Origin of the sequence: Streptococcus sp. oral taxon 064 (assembly GCF_001683375.1) — a bacterium.
GTDB classification, from domain to species: Bacteria; Bacillota; Bacilli; order Lactobacillales; family Streptococcaceae; genus Streptococcus; species Streptococcus oralis_S.
This window is the reverse complement of the sequence record NZ_CP016207.1, coordinates 542,798-560,787: the sequence shown is the minus strand read 5'-3', so window position 1 is coordinate 560,787 and position 17,990 is coordinate 542,798. Positions and strand designations below refer to the sequence as shown.

The window sequence follows — 17,990 nt, the reverse complement described above, 5'->3', positions numbered from 1 at the left end:
GTAGTGGCAAGGTTAGTAATTTCTCCTTGTTGCTACTTTTTTCTTTGTTGGTTTCGTGTTACAATAATAATATGAATCATTATCAGAAAAAGATTGTTAAGGGGACAGTATACTCGCTACTCTCAGGCCTAATCTGGGGGATTTGTGGGATTTTAGGAGAGTATTTTTTCACTCATTATCCAGTGTCTTCTGGATGGATTACTTCTATGCGTTTATTAGTGGCAGGGAGTTTGGTTTTAGGTTTATCTGCTTTTCAGTTGCGTAGCCGCTTGTTGGACATCTGGCGTGATAAGAAAAATTATCTACCTTTTTTAGCCTATGCTATTCTAGGTATTTTTTCTGTGCAATTTTTCTTTTATCTCTGCGTTGAGTATTCCAATGCGACGACGGCGACCATTTTGCAATTTATCAGCCCTGTTTTTATCCTGTTTTACAATCGAATCATTTACCAGAAGAAGGCTTCAATTACAGCTGTGTTCTATGTTTTGATTGCCATGCTAGGTGTTTTTTTGATGGCTACAAAAGGGGATTTGTCCCAGTTATCCATGACACCTTTGGCTCTAGTAACAGGTTTGCTCAGTGCAGTAGGGGTCATGTTTAATGTTATCCTTCCTCAGCGTTTTGCACGGTGCTACGGATTTGTTCCGACTGTTGGTTGGGGGATGATTCTGGCAGGGCTCTTTAGTAATTTCCTTTACCCTATTTATCAGATAAGTTTTCAAGTGGATCTGGTAAGTGTGCTGATTTGTCTGACGATTGCCGTGTTTGGAACTGCTTTTGCTTTCTTTCTATCTATGAAGGCTGTGTCACTCGTTTCCCCGCTGGTTGTATCGGTGGTGAGTGCCAGCGAACCGCTCTCTTCAGCGCTATTGAGCGTCCTCTTTCTCGGTCTTGTCCTAGATGGATCTCTAGTTTTGGCCATGATTTTGATCATCGTCCCTATGGTCTTCTTGTCTATCGAAGAAGCCAAAGAAGGGAAGTAAAGACGACTATTTTGATAGTTGAGGCTTCAAATTTGAAGTCTTTTTTGGTAGAATAGGTATCATTATAATGAACCAGGAGGCGCCTATGACTGCCACAAAAATGAACGCTCAAGAAATTATCCAATTTATCGCCAATGCGGAAAAGAAAACCAGTGTCAAAGTAACTTTTGAGGGAGAACTTGCAACTGCTGTACCAAGCTCAGTTGTCAAACTAGGAAATGTTCTTTTTGGAGATTGGAAGGATATCGCTCCGCTTCTCAAAGGCTTGGTAGAAAATCAAGATTATGTTGTTGAGCAAGATGCTCGTAATTCTGCAGTTCCTTTGTTAGATAAACGTGCGATCAATGCTCGTATCGAGCCAGGTGCTATTATCCGTGACCAGGTTGAAATTGGTGCCAATGCTGTTATCATGATGGGAGCTGTTATCAATATTGGTGCTGAAATCGGTGCAGGAACCATGATTGATATGGGTGCTATCCTTGGTGGCCGTGCCATCGTTGGGAAGAACAGCCACGTTGGTGCAGGGGCGGTTTTGGCAGGTGTGATTGAGCCAGCTAGTGCTGAACCAGTTCGTGTCGGAGACAATGTTCTTATCGGTGCCAATGCAGTGGTTATCGAAGGGGTCCAAATCGGTAGTGGTTCAGTTGTTGCAGCAGGAGCTATTGTTACCCAAGATGTTCCAGAAAACGTGGTAGTAGCAGGTGTTCCAGCTCGTATCATCAAAGAAATTGATGCCCAAACCCAACAAAAAACAGCGCTTGAGGATGCGCTTCGTACCTTGTAATTGTAAAAGTAAAAAAGAGGCGGAACCCTTTTTCCAGCCTCTTTCTTCTATCAAAAGGAGGATCGATAGATGTTAGATTTGATTCAGACTAGACGAGATTTACACCAGATTCCAGAGATTGGCTTGGAAGAGTTCAAGACTCAGGCTTATTTGCTGGATGTGATTGAAAAATTGACTACGGGCAAGGATTTTGTTCAAATTCGTACTTGGCGAACAGGGATTTTGGTCTATTTGCAGGGAAGCCAGCCAAAGAAGACTATTGGCTGGCGAACAGACATTGATGGTCTGCCTATTGTCGAACAAACAGGTCTACCTTTTGCTTCTCAACACCAAGGTCGCATGCATGCCTGTGGCCATGATTTTCATATGACCATTGCCTTGGGCTGTCTCGAGCGTGCTCTTGAGGAGCAACCCAAGAATAATCTGCTTTTTCTGTTTCAACCTGCTGAAGAAAATGAAGCTGGTGGGATGCTCATGTATGAGGATGGTGCTTTTGGAGATTGGTTGCCAGACCAGTTTTATGGCCTCCATGTTCGTCCGGATCTGAAGGTTGGACAGATTGCGACCAATACACATACTCTCTTTGCAGGGACTTGTGAGGTGAAGGTTCGTTTCAAAGGAAAAGGAGGACACGCAGCTTTTCCGCATGAAGCCAATGACGCCTTGGTGGCGGCTAGTTACTTTGTGACCCAAGTACAGTCAGTTGTTAGCCGCAATGTCAATCCAATCGAGGGAGCAGTGGTGACCTTTGGCCTTTTCCAAGCTGGAACAACCAACAATGTCATTACAGACACAGCATTTTTACATGGAACTATTCGCGCCTTGACTCAGGACATGAGCCTCTTGGTACAAAAAAGAGTCAAGACAGTCGCAGAAGGTGTTGCAGCAGCCTTTGATATGGAAGTCGAAGTAGAACTCAAGCAAGGAGGCTACCTACCTGTTGAGAACAATCCAGCCTTGGCGCGTGAACTGATGGACTATTTTGAAGAGAAAGACGGAATCGAGTTGATTGATATCGAGCCTGCTATGACGGGTGAGGACTTTGGTTATCTCCTTTCGAAGGTAGATGGCGTTATGTTCTGGCTAGGTATCGATAGTCCCTACGCTCTTCATCACCCTCAGATGAGCCCTAATGAAGAAGCCTTAGCCGTTGGGGTGGAAGCAGTCTCTAGTTTCCTGAAAAAGAAAGCAGCAGAGTAGAGGGCTTATCTATGAAATCGAAATTACGCAAGCAAGTCTTGCAAGAAATGAAGGCCCTATCTCAGGAGAAAAAACAGGCTATGGATCTAGCTTTAACCGAGCGTTTCTTACATCACCCCTTTTACCATGAAGCCAAGACCATCGCAACCTATCTCTCTTTTCCTCATGAATTTCAAACGCAGGAACTGATCGAGCAGGCGCTGAAGGACGACAAAAAGGTTCTGATACCCAAAACCTATCCCAAGGGACGCATGGACTTTGTGCTCTACGATCCGCAGCAGTTGGTAAAAACTTCCTTTGGTTTACTGGAACCGCAAGGAGACTTGGAAGTGATGGATGCCTCTCGGATTGATTTGATTCATGTTCCGGGCTTGGCTTTTACGACAGAGGGTTATCGGATTGGATATGGGGGAGGCTATTACGACCGATATCTGGAGAATTTTGCTGGTCAGACCATGAGTACAATCTATCCTTGTCAAATCCAGAATTTCAACTTGGAAGACCATGATATTCCCGTTCAGGAGGTGCTAATCTATGAAGGAAATCTTTGATAAACGTTACCCTGTTACTAGTCTTTTTCTCCTAATGACAGCTTTGGTATTTCTCTTGATGTTGATTACTACGGGCATCAACTTTGATCGGGTAAAAACTCTGTTTCAGTTTGGTGCTATGTATGGACCGATCATTCGCCTGTTCCCTGAGCAGATGTGGCGCCTTTTTTCGGCTATATTTGTGCACATAGGTTGGGAGCATTTTATTGTCAATATGCTTTCTCTCTACTTTCTTGGACGACAGGTGGAGGAGATTTTCGGCTCTAAGCAGTTCTTCTTTCTCTATCTCTTATCAGGAATGATGGGCAATCTCTTTGTGTTTGCTTTCACACCGAAAGTCCTAGCAGCAGGGGCCTCCACTTCTCTTTACGGACTATTTGCTGCGATTATCGTTTTGCGCTACGCAACTCGCAGCCCCTATATCCAGCAGTTGGGGCAATCCTATCTGACACTTTTCGTGATAAATATCATTGGAAGTATTCTGATTCCAGGAATCAGCCTAGCAGGGCATATTGGCGGCGCAGTAGGCGGTGCCTTTCTAGCAGTCATTTTTCCAGTCAAATGGGAGAGAAAGATGTATAGTACCAGCCAGCGAATTGGAGCAACCCTACTTTTTGTCGCACTAGCCGTTTTCCTTTTCTACAAAGGAATGAGTTATGTGTAGGGGGGATAGTTAAATGCAAGCACCGATTCGGTTGCTAATAAGTTATCTGCAAAGATGGCTTTTTTATTGCAAGCTTCAACAAAAAAACAAAGCCCTTATTTAAGAGCTTTGTTTTTCTTCTATTCCCCTTCAGCTAACTCTTTTCCGAGTTGGATGAGGTAGTCTTTCAAGTCGTCTTTGACTTGTGGGTGTTTGAGAGCGTAGTCGATGGAGGTTTTCATAAAGCCAAACTTGTCTCCGACATCGTAACGAGCCCCTTTGAACTCACGAGCAAATACACGTTGTGTTTTATTGAGGGTATCGATTGCATCTGTCAGCTGAATTTCATTTCCTGCACCTGGAGCTTGGTTTTCGAGGATTTGGAAAATTTCAGGAGTGAGGAGGTAGCGTCCGATGATAGCAAGGTCACTAGGAGCGTCCTCTGGAGCTGGTTTTTCAACGAAGGTTTCAACGCTGTAAAGACCGTCTTTTCCTTCGCCTTGCGGAGCAATAACCCCATAAGCAGAGACTTCGTCATGAGGGACTGGCATAACAGCGATAGTGGACGCGTGGGTACGTTCGTAGTCATCCATGAGTTGTTTGGTAAGCGGAACAGCCTTTTCGTCTGTGATATCCATCAAGTCATCACCAAGCATAACGACAAAAGGTTCATTTCCAACGAAAGCTTTGGCTTGCAAAACAGCATCTCCGAGACCACGTGGATGTGTTTGACGGATAAAATGCAGGCGCATGCCGGTTGTCTCATCAACCAGCTTCAGAAGATCTGTTTTCCCTTTTTCTTTAAGGTTGTATTCCAATTCGAAGTTTGAATCAAAATGGTCCTCGATAGAACGTTTTGACTTACCCGTAACAACCAAGATGTCTTCGATTCCAGACTTGAGGGCTTCTTCAACGATAAACTGGATAGTGGGCTTGTCTACGATTGGCAACATTTCCTTGGCCAAGGCCTTAGTTGCTGGGAGGAAGCGAGTTCCCAATCCAGCGGCAGGGATGACTGCTTTTCTGACTTTTTGTTTCATGATGTTCCTTTCTATAAGGGTCTAAGACCATTCGTTTTCTGCTTTAAATTCATTGTTCATGATGTCAGTGATTGCTTCTTTGATATTGACACCTTCGTAGATGACTCGGTAAATAGCCTGTGTGATTGGCATGTAGACACCCAATTCCTGAGCCAGCTCGTAAGCTGCTCGAGTTGTTGAGATTCCTTCGATGACCATGCCCATATTAGCTTCGATGTCTGCGAGGGATTCTCCACGACCGAGAGCATCACCAGCTCTCCAGTTACGAGAGTGGATAGATGTCCCAGTTACGATCAAATCCCCAACTCCAGAAAGCCCGCTATAAGTCAGAGGATTAGCTCCCAGAGCGACCCCTAGACGGGTGATTTCAGCCAGGCCACGGGCAATGATAGCCGCCTTGGCATTATCGCCAAATCCTAGACCATGTAGTGCCCCAGCGCCAACTGCGATGATGTTTTTGAGAGCACCAGCGGTTTCAACCCCGATAACATCCGTATTGGTATAGAGGCGGAAGTAGTGGTTGCTAAAGAGATTTTGGACGTACTGGGCCGTTTCAAGGTCTTTAGAGGCTGCAGTGATCAAGGTAATATCCCGTACAATCGTTTCCTCAGCGTGGCTAGGTCCTGAAACAACAACGACTTCACTACGAAGGTCAGCTGGGATTTCCTCTTCAAGAATAGTTGATAGACGTTTGTGGCTATCTGGTTCCAATCCTTTGGAGGCATGCATGATGACAACCTTGTGATCAAGCACCTTTGCTACTTGTTGGGCAACCAGTCTCGTTACTTTTGTTGGGACTACAAATAAAACAGCATCCACATCCTTTAGTGTTTCTTCTAAATCATGATAGGCTTTGATTTTTTCGTCGAGTAGGATATCTTTGAAATAGCGTTTGTTTGTATGTTGGTTATTGATTTCATCAATTTGGTCAGAAATATTTCCCCAAATTCGAACCTCGTGTCCATTGTCGTTTAGGACCTGCGAAAGGGCAGTTCCCCAAGAACCAGGACCCAAGACAGCGATGGTTTGTTTCTTCATCTTTTCCTCCTTGTAAGAGTTCTTCCTTTCATTTTACCATAAAAAGCCTTTTCATGCATCACCTGTAGGTGAAAGCGCACTAATTTATAACAAGGAGACTTCTTTGACAAGATGCCTCTTTTTTGCTAGAATAGCATCAATATGAACGAATGAGAAGGAGCTGACGCAGGATGTCGCTCCCTTTATCTATTTTATTAGGAGGAAATATGCTCATTAAAAAAATAAAAACCTATAAATGGCAGGCCTTGGCATCCCTAATGATGACAGGCTTGATGGTTGCGAGCTCGCTCTTACAACCACGCTATCTGCAAGAGGTGTTAGAGGCTTTGTTGACCGGAAGAAATGAGGCTATTTATAGTATTGGCGCTTGGTTGATAGGAGTAGCCCTAGTCGGTCTGGTTGCAGGTGGGGTCAATGTAACGCTTGCAGCCTACATTGCTCAAGGAGTGTCTTCGGACCTTCGGGAAGACGCTTTTCGCAAGATCCAGACTTTTTCTTATGCCAATATCGAGCAATTCAATGCGGGTAACCTTGTCGTCCGAATGACCAATGATATCAACCAAATTCAGAACGTGGTGATGATGGCTTTTCAAATTCTTTTCCGTCTCCCTCTTCTCTTTATCGGTTCCTTTATCTTGGCGGTTCACACTCTTCCGTCACTTTGGTGGGTGATTGTCCTCATGGTGTTCCTAATCTTTGCACTAACTGCCATCATGATGGGAATGATGGGACCACGGTTTGCTAAGTTTCAAACCCTTCTTGAACGGATCAATGCTATCGCTAAGGAAAATCTACGTGGTGTGCGCGTGGTCAAATCCTTTGTACAGGAAAAAGCACAATTTGACAAATTTACCGAGGTTTCAGATGAACTTCTCGGACAAAATCTTTATATCGGTTATGCCTTCTCAGTTATAGAACCCGTTATGATGCTAGTCGGCTATGGGGCAGTCTTCCTCTCTATCTGGTTGGTGGCAGGTATGGCTCAGTCAGATCCATCTGTTGTGGGCTCTATTGCTTCCTTTATCAACTATCTCAGCCAGATTATCTTTACCATCATCATGGTTGGATTTTTAGGAAATTCTGTCAGTCGTGCCATGATTTCCTTGCGTCGTATTCGCGAAATTCTAGATACCGAGCCAGCGATGACCTTTAAAGATCTCCCAGATGAAGAGTTAGAAGGAAGTCTCTCTTTTGAAAATGTGACCTTCACCTATCCTAATGATGATGAGCCTATGCTGAAGAATGTAACCTTTGATATTGCGCCTGGTCAGATGGTCGGTGTGGTTGGGGCGACTGGAGCAGGGAAGTCCACCCTAGCTCAGTTAATTCCGCGACTTTTTGACCCACAGGAGGGATCTATCAAGATTGGTGGCAAGGATATTCGAGACGTCAGCGAGGGAACCTTGCGTAAAACAGTTTCCATCGTCTTGCAACGTGCTATTCTCTTTAGCGGGACCATTGCAGATAATCTTCGCCAAGGAAAAGGCAATGCCAGCGTGTCAGAAATGGAACGTGCAGCACGGATTGCCCAAGCCAGCGAATTTATCGGACGCATGGAAAATAAATTTGAGAGTCAGGTCGAAGAGCGAGGCACCAATTTTTCTGGTGGACAAAAGCAACGGATGTCCATTGCCCGTGGGATTGTCAGCAATCCCCGTATCCTGATTTTTGACGATTCGACTTCGGCATTGGATGCCAAGTCAGAAAGACTCGTACAGGAAGCTTTGAACAAAGACCTGAAAGGGACGACAACTATTATCATCGCTCAAAAGATCAGTTCAGTCGTCCATGCGGACAAGATTTTGGTCTTGGACCAAGGGCGCTTGATTGGAGAAGGACGGCATGCAGACTTGGTAGCTAACAATGCCGTCTACCGCGAAATCTACGAAACACAAAAGGGAAAGGAGGAATAAAATGAAAACCGTTCGATTTTTCTGGAATTATTTTAAAGTTTACAAGTTCTCCTTTGTCATTGTGGTTCTGATGGTTGCAGTTGCGACGATTGCCCAAGCCCTTTTTCCAGTTTTTTCGGGTCAAGCAGTAACGGAGCTAGCTAACCTAGTTCTAGCTTATCAAAATGGAACTTCCGAACTAGCCTGGCAGAGTTTATCAGCTCTGATGCTGAATCTAGCTCTGGTTGTCCTCGCCCTAGTGGTATCCAGTTTGATTTACATGACCTTGATGACTCGTGTGATTGCTGAGTCGACAAATGAGATGCGTAAGGGCCTCTTTGGCAAACTTTCCCGTTTGACCGTTTCTTTCTTTGACCGCCATCAGGATGGCGATATCCTTTCTCGCTTCACGAGTGACTTGGACAATATCCTTCAAGCCTTCAATGAAAGCCTAGTTCAGGTCATGAGCAATATTGCTCTTTACATCGGTTTGATTTTTGTCATGTTTTCAAGAAATGTGACGCTAGCCCTGATAACAGTAGCCAGCACCCCAGTGGCCTTTCTCATGTTGGTTTTCATCGTGAAGATGGCTCGCAAGTACACCAATCTCCAGCAAAAAGAGGTTGGGAAACTCAACGCCTACATGGATGAGAGTATTTCTGGACAGAAAGCTGTTATCGTACAAGGAATTCAAGACGACATCGTAGCAGGCTTTGTGGAGCAAAATGAGCGCGTGCGTAAGGCAACCTTTAAAGGGAGAATGTTCTCAGGCATCCTCTTTCCAGTTATGAATGGGATGAGCTTGGTCAATACGGCCATCGTTATTTTTGCAGGTTCGGCGGTCCTGCTGAACGATCCAAGTATCGAAACAACGACAGCCCTAGGTTTGATTGTCATGTTTACCCAATTTTCTCAGCAGTACTACCAGCCGATTATCCAGGTGGCTGCGAGTTGGGGGAGCCTCCAGTTAGCCTTTACTGGAGCGGATCGTATCCAAGAAATGTTTGATGCAGAAGAAGAGATTCGTCCGCAAAATGCACCAGCCTTTACGGAATTGCGAGAAGGCGTTGAGATCAGTCACATTGATTTCTCTTATGTGCCAGACAAGCCGATTTTAAAAGATGTTAGCATTTCAGCTCCTAAGGGGCAGATGATAGCAGTTGTCGGCCCGACTGGTTCAGGGAAAACGACCATCATGAACCTCATCAATCGTTTCTACGATGTGGATGCAGGCAGCATTTGCTTTGATGGCAAAGACATCCGTGACTACGACTTGGACAGCCTGCGGAGCAAGGTCGGTATTGTCTTGCAGGATTCGGTCTTGTTTAGTGGAACAATCCGAGACAATATCCGCTTTGGTGTGCCAGATGCCAGTCAGGAAATGGTCGAAGCAGCTGCCAAGGCAACTCATATTCATGACTATATCGAAAGCTTGCCTGATAAGTATGATACCCTTATTGATGATGAGCAAAATATCTTCTCGACTGGTCAGAAACAATTGATTTCCATCGCTAGAACCTTGATGACAGATCCTCAAGTCCTAATCTTAGATGAGGCGACTTCCAATGTGGATACCGTAACAGAAAGCAAGATTCAACATGCCATGGAGGCAGTTGTAGCAGGACGAACCAGTTTTGTCATTGCCCATCGTCTCAAGACCATCCTCAATGCCGATCAGATTATTGTTCTCAAAGATGGAGAGGTTATTGAACGTGGAAATCATCACGAGTTGCTCAAACTCGGCGGTTTCTACTCGGAACTGTATCACAATCAATTTGTCTTCGAATAAAAAAGAAGTTTTCCTCGTTGGGCAGCTTTTTCTTGTCCATAAAAAATACTTATCACGGTCTTTAAAAAAACATATTAGACAGGAAAGGGTTGGAGTGATAAGATAAGACTGTCGCAAGAAAATCGAAAGGAGACACATCATGGCTAGAACGGTTGTAGGAGTTGCTGCAAACCTATGTCCTGTAGATGCAGAAGGGAAAAACATTCACTCATCTGTATCTTGTAAATTTGCAGAGAGCATTCGTCAAGTCGGTGGTCTCCCTTTAGTGATTCCTGTAGGAGATGAGTCCATTGTGCGCGATTATGTGGAAATGATTGACAAACTCATCTTGACAGGTGGGCAAAATGTCCATCCTCAGTTTTATGGAGAGAAAAAGACCATTGAGAGCGATGATTACAACCTTGTACGCGATGAGTTTGAACTAGCTCTCCTGAAAGAAGCGCTCCGTCAGAATAAACCAATTATGGCAATCTGCCGTGGTGTTCAGCTGGTCAATGTTGCTTTTGGCGGCACTCTCCACCAAGAAATTGAAGGTCACTGGCAAGGCTTGCCTTTTGGAACATCTCATTCTATTGAGACAGTAGAAGGAAGCGTGGTGGCTAAGTTGTTCGGAAAAGAAAGTCAGGTCAACTCAGTCCATCGCCAAAGTATCAAAGATCTGGCGCCTAATTTCCGTGTGACTGCTGTTGATCCAAGAGACCAGACCATCGAAGCGATTGAGTCTGTCGACGAGCATCGTATCATCGGCTTGCAGTGGCACCCAGAGTTTCTGGTCAATGAAGAAGATGGCAATTTAGAACTATTTGAGTATTTATTAAATGAATTGTAACGGTTAGAGTCTCTAGCCGTTTTTATTCGTCCTTTCAGATTTTTTATATTTTAGCAAATTTACGCAAACGTTTGAATTCTGATAAAAATTGGGCAAATTCAATAAAAAAGCTTGAAAAAATCGAAGGTAAGCGTTATGATAGAAAAGAAGAAATTTTGGAGGATTATCATGTCACATATTAAATTTGATTATTCAAAAGTTTTAGACAAATTTGTTGCCCCACATGAAGTGGAATACATGCAAGCACAAGTAACAGCTGCAGACGAATTGATCCGTAAAGGAACTGGTGCTGGTAGTGACTTTTTGGGTTGGTTGGACCTTCCTGAAAACTACGACCGCGAAGAATTCGACCGCATCTTGAAAGCTGCTGAGCAAATCAAATCAGACAGCGATGTCTTGGTTGTAATTGGTATCGGTGGATCTTACCTTGGTGCCAAAGCAGCTATCGACTTCTTGAACCACCACTTTGCCAACTTGCAAACAAAAGAAGAACGCAAAGCTCCACAAATCCTTTACGCAGGAAACTCAATCTCATCTACTTACCTTGCTGACTTGGTAGAGTACGTAGCTGACAAAGACTTCTCAGTAAACGTGATTTCTAAATCAGGTACAACAACAGAACCAGCGATCGCTTTCCGTGTCTTCAAAGAACTTTTGGTTAAGAAATACGGACAAGAAGAAGCTAACAAACGTATCTACGCTACAACTGACCGCCAAAAAGGTGCTGTTAAGGTTGAAGCAGATGCTAATGGTTGGGAAACATTTGTGGTTCCAGATGACATCGGTGGACGCTTCTCAGTATTGACAGCAGTTGGATTGCTTCCAATCGCAGCATCAGGTGCAGACATCAAAGCCCTTATGGAAGGTGCGAACGCAGCTCGTAAAGACTACACTTCAGACAAGATTGCTGAAAATGAAGCTTACCAATACGCAGCAGTTCGTAACATCCTTTACCGTAAAGGCTACGCTACTGAAATCTTGGTAAACTACGAACCATCACTTCAATACTTCTCAGAATGGTGGAAACAATTGGCTGGTGAGTCAGAAGGGAAAGACCAAAAAGGAATTTACCCAACTTCAGCAAACTTCTCAACTGACTTGCACTCATTGGGTCAATTTATCCAAGAAGGAACTCGTATCATGTTCGAAACAGTTGTCCGTGTTGACAAACCACGTAAGAACGTGATCATTCCTACTTTGGAAGAAGACCTTGACGGACTTGGTTACCTTCAAGGAAAAGACGTTGACTTTGTAAACAAAAAAGCGACTGACGGTGTTCTTCTTGCCCACACTGACGGTGATGTACCAAACATGTACGTGACTCTTCCAGAGCAAGACGCTTTCACTCTTGGTTACACTATCTACTTCTTCGAATTGGCAATTGCCCTTTCAGGTTACTTGAATGCTATCAACCCATTTGACCAACCAGGTGTTGAAGCTTACAAACGTAACATGTTTGCCCTTCTTGGAAAACCAGGATTTGAAGAATTGAGCAAAGAGCTTAACGCACGTCTATAATAGAAGAAAAGAGTGGTTTGTCCACTCTTTTTACTCTCTTTATTCGTAGACATTGGACTCAGGCGAGACTTGTGATATAATATAGAAAGCAAAAAGGCAGACGCCTAGAGACTTTATAGGAGAAACTATGTCAAAAGATATCCGCGTACGCTACGCACCAAGTCCAACAGGACTACTACACATCGGAAATGCCCGTACAGCATTATTCAACTACCTTTACGCACGCCATCATGGTGGAACTTTTATTATTCGTATCGAAGATACCGACCGTAAACGCCATGTTGAGGATGGTGAACGTTCACAGCTTGAAAACCTTCGTTGGTTGGGCATGGACTGGGATGAAAGTCCAGAGACGCATGAAAATTACCGCCAATCTGAGCGTTTGGAACTCTATCAAAAATACATTGACCAATTGCTAGCTGAAGGAAAAGCCTACAAATCTTACGTCACAGAAGAAGAGTTGGCAGCTGAACGCGAACGCCAAGAAGCAGCTGGCGAAACACCACGTTACATCAATGAATATCTTGGCATGAGCGAAGAAGAAAAAGCAGCTTACATTGCAGAACGTGAAGCAGCCGGTATCATCCCAACTGTCCGTTTGGGTGTTAATGAATCTGGTATCTACAAATGGCATGATATGGTCAAAGGTGATATCGAGTTTGAAGGTGGCAACATCGGCGGTGACTGGGTGATTCAGAAGAAAGATGGCTACCCAACTTACAACTTTGCCGTTGTCATCGATGACCATGATATGCAGATTTCTCATGTTATCCGCGGTGATGACCACATTGCCAACACCCCAAAACAGCTCATGGTCTATGAAGCGCTTGGTTGGGATGCACCTGAGTTTGGTCACATGACTTTGATCATCAACTCTGAAACGGGTAAAAAATTGTCTAAACGTGACACCAACACCCTTCAATTTATCGAAGATTACCGTAAGAAGGGCTATCTTCCAGAAGCTGTCTTTAACTTTATCGCCCTTCTTGGCTGGAACCCTGGTGGGGAAGACGAAATCTTCTCTCGTGAGGAACTGATTAAACTCTTTGATGAAAATCGTCTCAGCAAGTCACCAGCTGCCTTCGATCAGAAGAAACTAGACTGGATGAGCAACGACTACATCAAGAGAGCCGATCTAGCTACTATCTTTGAAATGGCAAAACCATACTTAGAAGAAGCAGGGCGTTTGACTGACAAGTCTGAAAAAATGGTGGAACTCTACAAACCACAAATGAAGTCAGTGGATGAAATCGTTCCATTGACAGATCTTTTCTTCTCAGATTTCCCAGAGCTGACAGATGCTGAGCGCGAGGTCATGGCAGGAGAAACCGTTCCGGTTGTTCTAGAAGCCTTCAAAGCGAAACTAGAAGCAATGACAGATGAAGAATTTGTGACAGAAAACATCTTCCCACAAATCAAAGCAGTTCAAAAAGAAACGGGTATTAAAGGGAAAAACCTCTTCATGCCGATTCGTATTGCTGTATCAGGTGAAATGCATGGACCAGAACTTCCAGATACGATTTACCTATTAGGTCGTGAGAAATCTATCCAGCATATCGATAATATGCTCAAAGAGATTTCTAAATAAAAAGGACTTCCGATGGGTACATGGGAAAAGATGTATGAAGAAGCACGAGCCTTATACAATCCTCATGAAGTTTCTGACTTTGTTTATGCTAACCATGTTGTTGCTGCAGTAGAAGCAGAAGATGGTCAGATCTTCACAGGATTTTGTATGGAGGGCACTTGTGGCGTTTTTCATCTCTGTGCAGAACGAGCTGCTCTCTTCAATATGTATCAATTTTCAGGACAAACTAAAGTTAAGAAAATCCTCGCCTTTCGAGACAAACCTCCCTACGGCGAAGGATCAGGTATGCCCTGTGGCGCTTGCAGAGAATTTCTCTTAGAATTGAATGCTGAAAATAAAGAAGCAGAGTTCATGATGAACTACGAAACAAGAAAAACAATTAAGGTTGCTGAATTGATCCCTTACTGGTGGGGAGAGGAACGCGCGATTAATTGGCAAGATAAATAGAAGGAGTCAGTTGAACTGGCTTTTTCCTTTATTTTTCAGAATTTCGATAAAGAGGAAAAAAGTCCTTGACAAAGGTAAAAAAGTAGGTATAATAGAAAGAGTTGAAAAGCTCAAGGTCCGTTGGTCAAGGGGTTAAGACACCGCCTTTTCACGGCGGTAACACGGGTTCGAATCCCGTACGGACTATGGTGTATTGCGGTTAAAAAAACTTGAAAAAAGTTTAAAAAATCTGTTGACAGAGACAGATGGCTGTGATATACTAATATAGTTGTCGCTTGAGAGAGAATGAGTGACAAAGACCTTTGAAAACTGAACAAGACGAACCAATGTGCAGGGCACTATAACTAAGGTTATAGTACTGAACAATGAAAAAAACAATAAATCTGTCAGTGACAGAAATGAGTAAGAACTCAAACTTTTAATGAGAGTTTGATCCTGGCTCAGGACGAACGCTGGCGGCGTGCCTAATACATGCAAGTAGAACGCTGAAGAGAGGAGCTTGCTCTTCTTGGATGAGTTGCGAACGGGTGAGTAACGCGTAGGTAACCTGCCTGGTAGCGGGGGATAACTATTGGAAACGATAGCTAATACCGCATAATAGTAGATGTTGCATGACATTTGCTTAAAAGGTGCAATTGCATCACTACCAGATGGACCTGCGTTGTATTAGCTAGTTGGTGAGGTAACGGCTCACCAAGGCAACGATACATAGCCGACCTGAGAGGGTGATCGGCCACACTGGGACTGAGACACGGCCCAGACTCCTACGGGAGGCAGCAGTAGGGAATCTTCGGCAATGGACGGAAGTCTGACCGAGCAACGCCGCGTGAGTGAAGAAGGTTTTCGGATCGTAAAGCTCTGTTGTAAGAGAAGAACGAGTGTGAGAGTGGAAAGTTCACACTGTGACGGTATCTTACCAGAAAGGGACGGCTAACTACGTGCCAGCAGCCGCGGTAATACGTAGGTCCCGAGCGTTGTCCGGATTTATTGGGCGTAAAGCGAGCGCAGGCGGTTAGATAAGTCTGAAGTTAAAGGCTGTGGCTTAACCATAGTACGCTTTGGAAACTGTTTAACTTGAGTGCAAGAGGGGAGAGTGGAATTCCATGTGTAGCGGTGAAATGCGTAGATATATGGAGGAACACCGGTGGCGAAAGCGGCTCTCTGGCTTGTAACTGACGCTGAGGCTCGAAAGCGTGGGGAGCAAACAGGATTAGATACCCTGGTAGTCCACGCCGTAAACGATGAGTGCTAGGTGTTAGACCCTTTCCGGGGTTTAGTGCCGCAGCTAACGCATTAAGCACTCCGCCTGGGGAGTACGACCGCAAGGTTGAAACTCAAAGGAATTGACGGGGGCCCGCACAAGCGGTGGAGCATGTGGTTTAATTCGAAGCAACGCGAAGAACCTTACCAGGTCTTGACATCCCTCTGACCGCTCTAGAGATAGAGCTTTCCTTCGGGACAGAGGTGACAGGTGGTGCATGGTTGTCGTCAGCTCGTGTCGTGAGATGTTGGGTTAAGTCCCGCAACGAGCGCAACCCCTATTGTTAGTTGCCATCATTCAGTTGGGCACTCTAGCGAGACTGCCGGTAATAAACCGGAGGAAGGTGGGGATGACGTCAAATCATCATGCCCCTTATGACCTGGGCTACACACGTGCTACAATGGCTGGTACAACGAGTCGCAAGCCGGTGACGGCAAGCTAATCTCTTAAAGCCAGTCTCAGTTCGGATTGTAGGCTGCAACTCGCCTACATGAAGTCGGAATCGCTAGTAATCGCGGATCAGCACGCCGCGGTGAATACGTTCCCGGGCCTTGTACACACCGCCCGTCACACCACGAGAGTTTGTAACACCCGAAGTCGGTGAGGTAACCTTTTAGGAGCCAGCCGCCTAAGGTGGGATAGATGATTGGGGTGAAGTCGTAACAAGGTAGCCGTATCGGAAGGTGCGGCTGGATCACCTCCTTTCTAAGGATAAGGAACTGCACATTGGTCTTGTTTAGTCTTGAGAGGTCTTGTGGGGCCTTAGCTCAGCTGGGAGAGCGCCTGCTTTGCACGCAGGAGGTCAGCGGTTCGATCCCGCTAGGCTCCATTGGTGAGAGATCACCAAGTAATGCACATTGAAAATTGAATATCTATATCAAATAGTAACAAGAAAATAAACCGAAACGCTGTAGTATTAAAAGAGTTTATGACTGAAAGGTCAAAAAATAAGGTTAAGTTAATAAGGGCGCACGGTGGATGCCTTGGCACTAGGAGCCGAAGAAGGACGTGACAAACGACGATATGCCTTGGGTAGCTGTAAGTAAGCGATGATCCAGGGATTTCCGAATGGGGGAACCCAACAGGTACTACCTGTTACCCGCATCTGTTAAGGATGTGAGGAGGAAGACGCAGTGAACTGAAACATCTAAGTAGCTGCAGGAAGAGAAAGCAAAAGCGATTGCCTTAGTAGCGGCGAGCGAAACGGCAGGAGGGCAAACCGAAGAGTTTACTCTTCGGGGTTGTAGGACTGCAATGTGGACTCAAAGATTATAGAAGAATGATTTGGGAAGATCAGCCAAAGAGAGTAATAGCCTCGTATTTAAAATAGTCTTTGTACCTAGCAGTATCCTGAGTACGGCGGGACACGTGAAATCCCGTCGGAATCTGGGAGGACCATCTCCCAACCCTAAATACTCCCTAGTGACCGATAGTGAACCAGTACCGTGAGGGAAAGGTGAAAAGCACCCCGGGAGGGGAGTGAAATAGAACCTGAAACCGTGTGCCTACAACAAGTTCGAGCCCGTTAATGGGTGAGAGCGTGCCTTTTGTAGAATGAACCGGCGAGTTACGATATGATGCGAGGTTAAGTTGAAGAGACGGAGCCGCAGGGAAACCGAGTCTGAATAGGGCGCCTTAGTATCATGTCGTAGACCCGAAACCATGTGACCTACCCATGAGCAGGTTGAAGGTGCGGTAAGACGCACTGGAGGACCGAACCAGGGCACGTTGAAAAGTGCTTGGATGACTTGTGGGTAGCGGAGAAATTCCAAACGAACTTGGAGATAGCTGGTTCTCTCCGAAATAGCTTTAGGGCTAGCGTCGACATAAAGATTCTTGGAGGTAGAGCACTGTTTGGGTGAGGGGTCCATCCCGGATTACCAATCTCAGATAAACTCCGAATGCCAATGAATTATGGTCGGCAGTCAGACTGCGAGTGCTAAGATCCGTAGTCGAAAGGGAAACAGCCCAGACCACCAGCTAAGGTCCCAAAATAATTGTTAAGTGGAAAAGGATGTGGGGTTGCACAGACAACTAGGATGTTAGCTTAGAAGCAGCTATTCATTCAAAGAGTGCGTAATAGCTCACTAGTCGAGTGACCCTGCGCCGAAAATGTACCGGGGCTAAAACAATTTACCGAAGCTGTGGATACCTTTATAGGTATGGTAGGAGAGCGTTCTATGTGTGAAGAAGGTATACCGTGAGGAGTGCTGGAACGCATAGAAGTGAGAATGCCGGTATGAGTAGCGAAAGACAGGTGAGAATCCTGTCCACCGTAAGACTAAGGTTTCCAGGGGAAGGCTCGTCCGCCCTGGGTTAGTCGGGACCTAAGGAGAGACCGAAAGGTGTATCCGATGGACAACAGGTTGATATTCCTGTACTAGAGTATGTAGTGATGGAGGGACGCAGTAGGCTAACTAAAGCAGA

The 17,990-nt window shown here is 45.0% G+C and carries 13 protein-coding genes, 2 tRNA genes and 2 rRNA genes (1 of these 17 cut by a window edge); 15 read left to right on the top strand and 2 right to left on the bottom strand.

Annotated features, from left to right (window positions below; all coding sequences use genetic code 11):
- Positions 1-71 precede the first annotated feature (71 nt).
- The 5 genes from AXF18_RS02795 (at position 72) to AXF18_RS02775 (ending at position 4,182) form a co-directional block, all read left to right on the top strand.
- Positions 72-983: a DMT family transporter gene (locus tag AXF18_RS02795; RefSeq protein WP_065371934.1), complete on the top strand. Its 912-nt coding sequence runs from the start codon at positions 72-74 to the stop codon at positions 981-983.
- Between the two features lie 85 nt (positions 984-1,068).
- The gene (dapD, locus tag AXF18_RS02790) at positions 1,069-1,767 is read left to right on the top strand and encodes a 2,3,4,5-tetrahydropyridine-2,6-dicarboxylate N-acetyltransferase (RefSeq protein WP_065371430.1); all 699 of its coding nucleotides are present in this window, start codon (positions 1,069-1,071) and stop codon (positions 1,765-1,767) included.
- A gap of 69 nt (positions 1,768-1,836) precedes the next feature.
- Positions 1,837-2,967 carry an N-acetyldiaminopimelate deacetylase gene (locus tag AXF18_RS02785; RefSeq protein WP_065371429.1) on the top strand — a complete coding sequence of 377 codons (1,131 nt, stop codon included), beginning with the start codon at positions 1,837-1,839 and terminating at the stop codon, positions 2,965-2,967.
- An 11-nt stretch (positions 2,968-2,978) separates the two neighbouring features.
- Entirely contained in the window at positions 2,979-3,518 is a 540-nt protein-coding gene (locus AXF18_RS02780) for a 5-formyltetrahydrofolate cyclo-ligase (RefSeq protein WP_049501512.1), read from the top strand.
- Complete coding sequence (locus AXF18_RS02775; RefSeq protein ID WP_049501511.1) at positions 3,502-4,182, top strand: rhomboid family intramembrane serine protease; 681 nt, start codon at positions 3,502-3,504, stop codon at positions 4,180-4,182. The genes AXF18_RS02780 and AXF18_RS02775 overlap by 17 nt, the downstream gene beginning before the upstream one ends.
- Positions 4,183-4,301: 119 nt before the next feature.
- On the opposite strand, the gene galU is transcribed toward AXF18_RS02775, so the two are convergent.
- Together galU and AXF18_RS02765 are read right to left on the bottom strand one after the other, a co-directional pair.
- Entirely contained in the window at positions 4,302-5,201 is a 900-nt protein-coding gene (gene galU, locus AXF18_RS02770) for a UTP--glucose-1-phosphate uridylyltransferase GalU (protein WP_000811022.1), read from the bottom strand.
- Between the two features lie 21 nt (positions 5,202-5,222).
- Complete coding sequence (locus AXF18_RS02765; RefSeq protein WP_065371428.1) at positions 5,223-6,239, bottom strand: NAD(P)H-dependent glycerol-3-phosphate dehydrogenase; 1,017 nt, start codon at positions 6,237-6,239, stop codon at positions 5,223-5,225.
- Positions 6,240-6,445: 206 nt separating this feature from the next.
- Between AXF18_RS02765 and AXF18_RS02760 the strand changes: the two genes are divergently transcribed.
- From AXF18_RS02760 to AXF18_RS02715, 10 genes are all read left to right on the top strand, one after another.
- Positions 6,446-8,152 carry an ABC transporter ATP-binding protein gene (locus AXF18_RS02760; RefSeq protein ID WP_065371427.1) on the top strand — a complete coding sequence of 569 codons (1,707 nt, stop codon included), beginning with the start codon at positions 6,446-6,448 and terminating at the stop codon, positions 8,150-8,152.
- A 1-nt stretch (position 8,153) separates the two neighbouring features.
- The gene (locus AXF18_RS02755; protein ID WP_049484837.1) at positions 8,154-9,920 is read left to right on the top strand and encodes an ABC transporter ATP-binding protein; all 1,767 of its coding nucleotides are present in this window, start codon (positions 8,154-8,156) and stop codon (positions 9,918-9,920) included.
- 139 nt (positions 9,921-10,059) lie between these two features.
- A complete protein-coding gene (locus AXF18_RS02750) occupies positions 10,060-10,749 on the top strand; it encodes a gamma-glutamyl-gamma-aminobutyrate hydrolase family protein (protein ID WP_049549714.1) in 690 nt (229 codons plus the stop codon).
- Between the two features lie 168 nt (positions 10,750-10,917).
- Positions 10,918-12,267: a glucose-6-phosphate isomerase gene (locus AXF18_RS02745; RefSeq protein ID WP_000018244.1), complete on the top strand. Its 1,350-nt coding sequence runs from the start codon at positions 10,918-10,920 to the stop codon at positions 12,265-12,267.
- A 127-nt stretch (positions 12,268-12,394) separates the two neighbouring features.
- Positions 12,395-13,855 (top strand): glutamate--tRNA ligase, encoded by a 1,461-nt coding sequence (gltX, locus tag AXF18_RS02740; protein ID WP_049549715.1) that lies wholly within the window; start codon positions 12,395-12,397, stop codon positions 13,853-13,855.
- A gap of 12 nt (positions 13,856-13,867) precedes the next feature.
- On the top strand, positions 13,868-14,302 hold the full coding sequence (locus tag AXF18_RS02735; protein ID WP_049549716.1) for a cytidine deaminase: 435 nt from the start codon (positions 13,868-13,870) through the stop codon (positions 14,300-14,302).
- Between the two features lie 114 nt (positions 14,303-14,416).
- Positions 14,417-14,488: transfer RNA gene (locus tag AXF18_RS02730), tRNA-Glu, on the top strand.
- A gap of 231 nt (positions 14,489-14,719) precedes the next feature.
- Positions 14,720-16,268 (top strand): 16S ribosomal RNA (locus AXF18_RS02725).
- Positions 16,269-16,319: 51 nt separating this feature from the next.
- Positions 16,320-16,392: transfer RNA gene (locus AXF18_RS02720), tRNA-Ala, on the top strand.
- A 122-nt stretch (positions 16,393-16,514) separates the two neighbouring features.
- Positions 16,515-17,990: ribosomal RNA gene (locus tag AXF18_RS02715) — 23S ribosomal RNA — on the top strand (it continues 1,427 nt past the right edge of the window).
- The 16S and 23S rRNA genes sit together here with 2 tRNA genes alongside, the layout of an rRNA operon.

Excerpts from the sequence above, each read along its gene's own strand:
- AXF18_RS02795 (WP_065371934.1), top strand. The coding sequence starts at position 72 with ATGAATCATTATCAGAAAAAGATTGTTAAGGGGACAGTATACTCGCTA.
- dapD (WP_065371430.1), top strand. The coding sequence starts at position 1,069 with ATGACTGCCACAAAAATGAACGCTCAAGAAATTATCCAATTTATCGCC.
- AXF18_RS02785 (WP_065371429.1), top strand. The coding sequence starts at position 1,837 with ATGTTAGATTTGATTCAGACTAGACGAGATTTACACCAGATTCCAGAG.
- AXF18_RS02780 (WP_049501512.1), top strand. The coding sequence starts at position 2,979 with ATGAAATCGAAATTACGCAAGCAAGTCTTGCAAGAAATGAAGGCCCTA.
- AXF18_RS02775 (WP_049501511.1), top strand. The coding sequence starts at position 3,502 with ATGAAGGAAATCTTTGATAAACGTTACCCTGTTACTAGTCTTTTTCTC.
- galU (WP_000811022.1), bottom strand. The coding sequence starts at position 5,201 with ATGAAACAAAAAGTCAGAAAAGCAGTCATCCCTGCCGCTGGATTGGGA.
- AXF18_RS02765 (WP_065371428.1), bottom strand. The coding sequence starts at position 6,239 with ATGAAGAAACAAACCATCGCTGTCTTGGGTCCTGGTTCTTGGGGAACT.
- AXF18_RS02760 (WP_065371427.1), top strand. The coding sequence starts at position 6,446 with ATGCTCATTAAAAAAATAAAAACCTATAAATGGCAGGCCTTGGCATCC.
- AXF18_RS02755 (WP_049484837.1), top strand. The coding sequence starts at position 8,154 with ATGAAAACCGTTCGATTTTTCTGGAATTATTTTAAAGTTTACAAGTTC.
- AXF18_RS02750 (WP_049549714.1), top strand. The coding sequence starts at position 10,060 with ATGGCTAGAACGGTTGTAGGAGTTGCTGCAAACCTATGTCCTGTAGAT.
- AXF18_RS02745 (WP_000018244.1), top strand. The coding sequence starts at position 10,918 with ATGTCACATATTAAATTTGATTATTCAAAAGTTTTAGACAAATTTGTT.
- gltX (WP_049549715.1), top strand. The coding sequence starts at position 12,395 with ATGTCAAAAGATATCCGCGTACGCTACGCACCAAGTCCAACAGGACTA.
- AXF18_RS02735 (WP_049549716.1), top strand. The coding sequence starts at position 13,868 with ATGGGTACATGGGAAAAGATGTATGAAGAAGCACGAGCCTTATACAAT.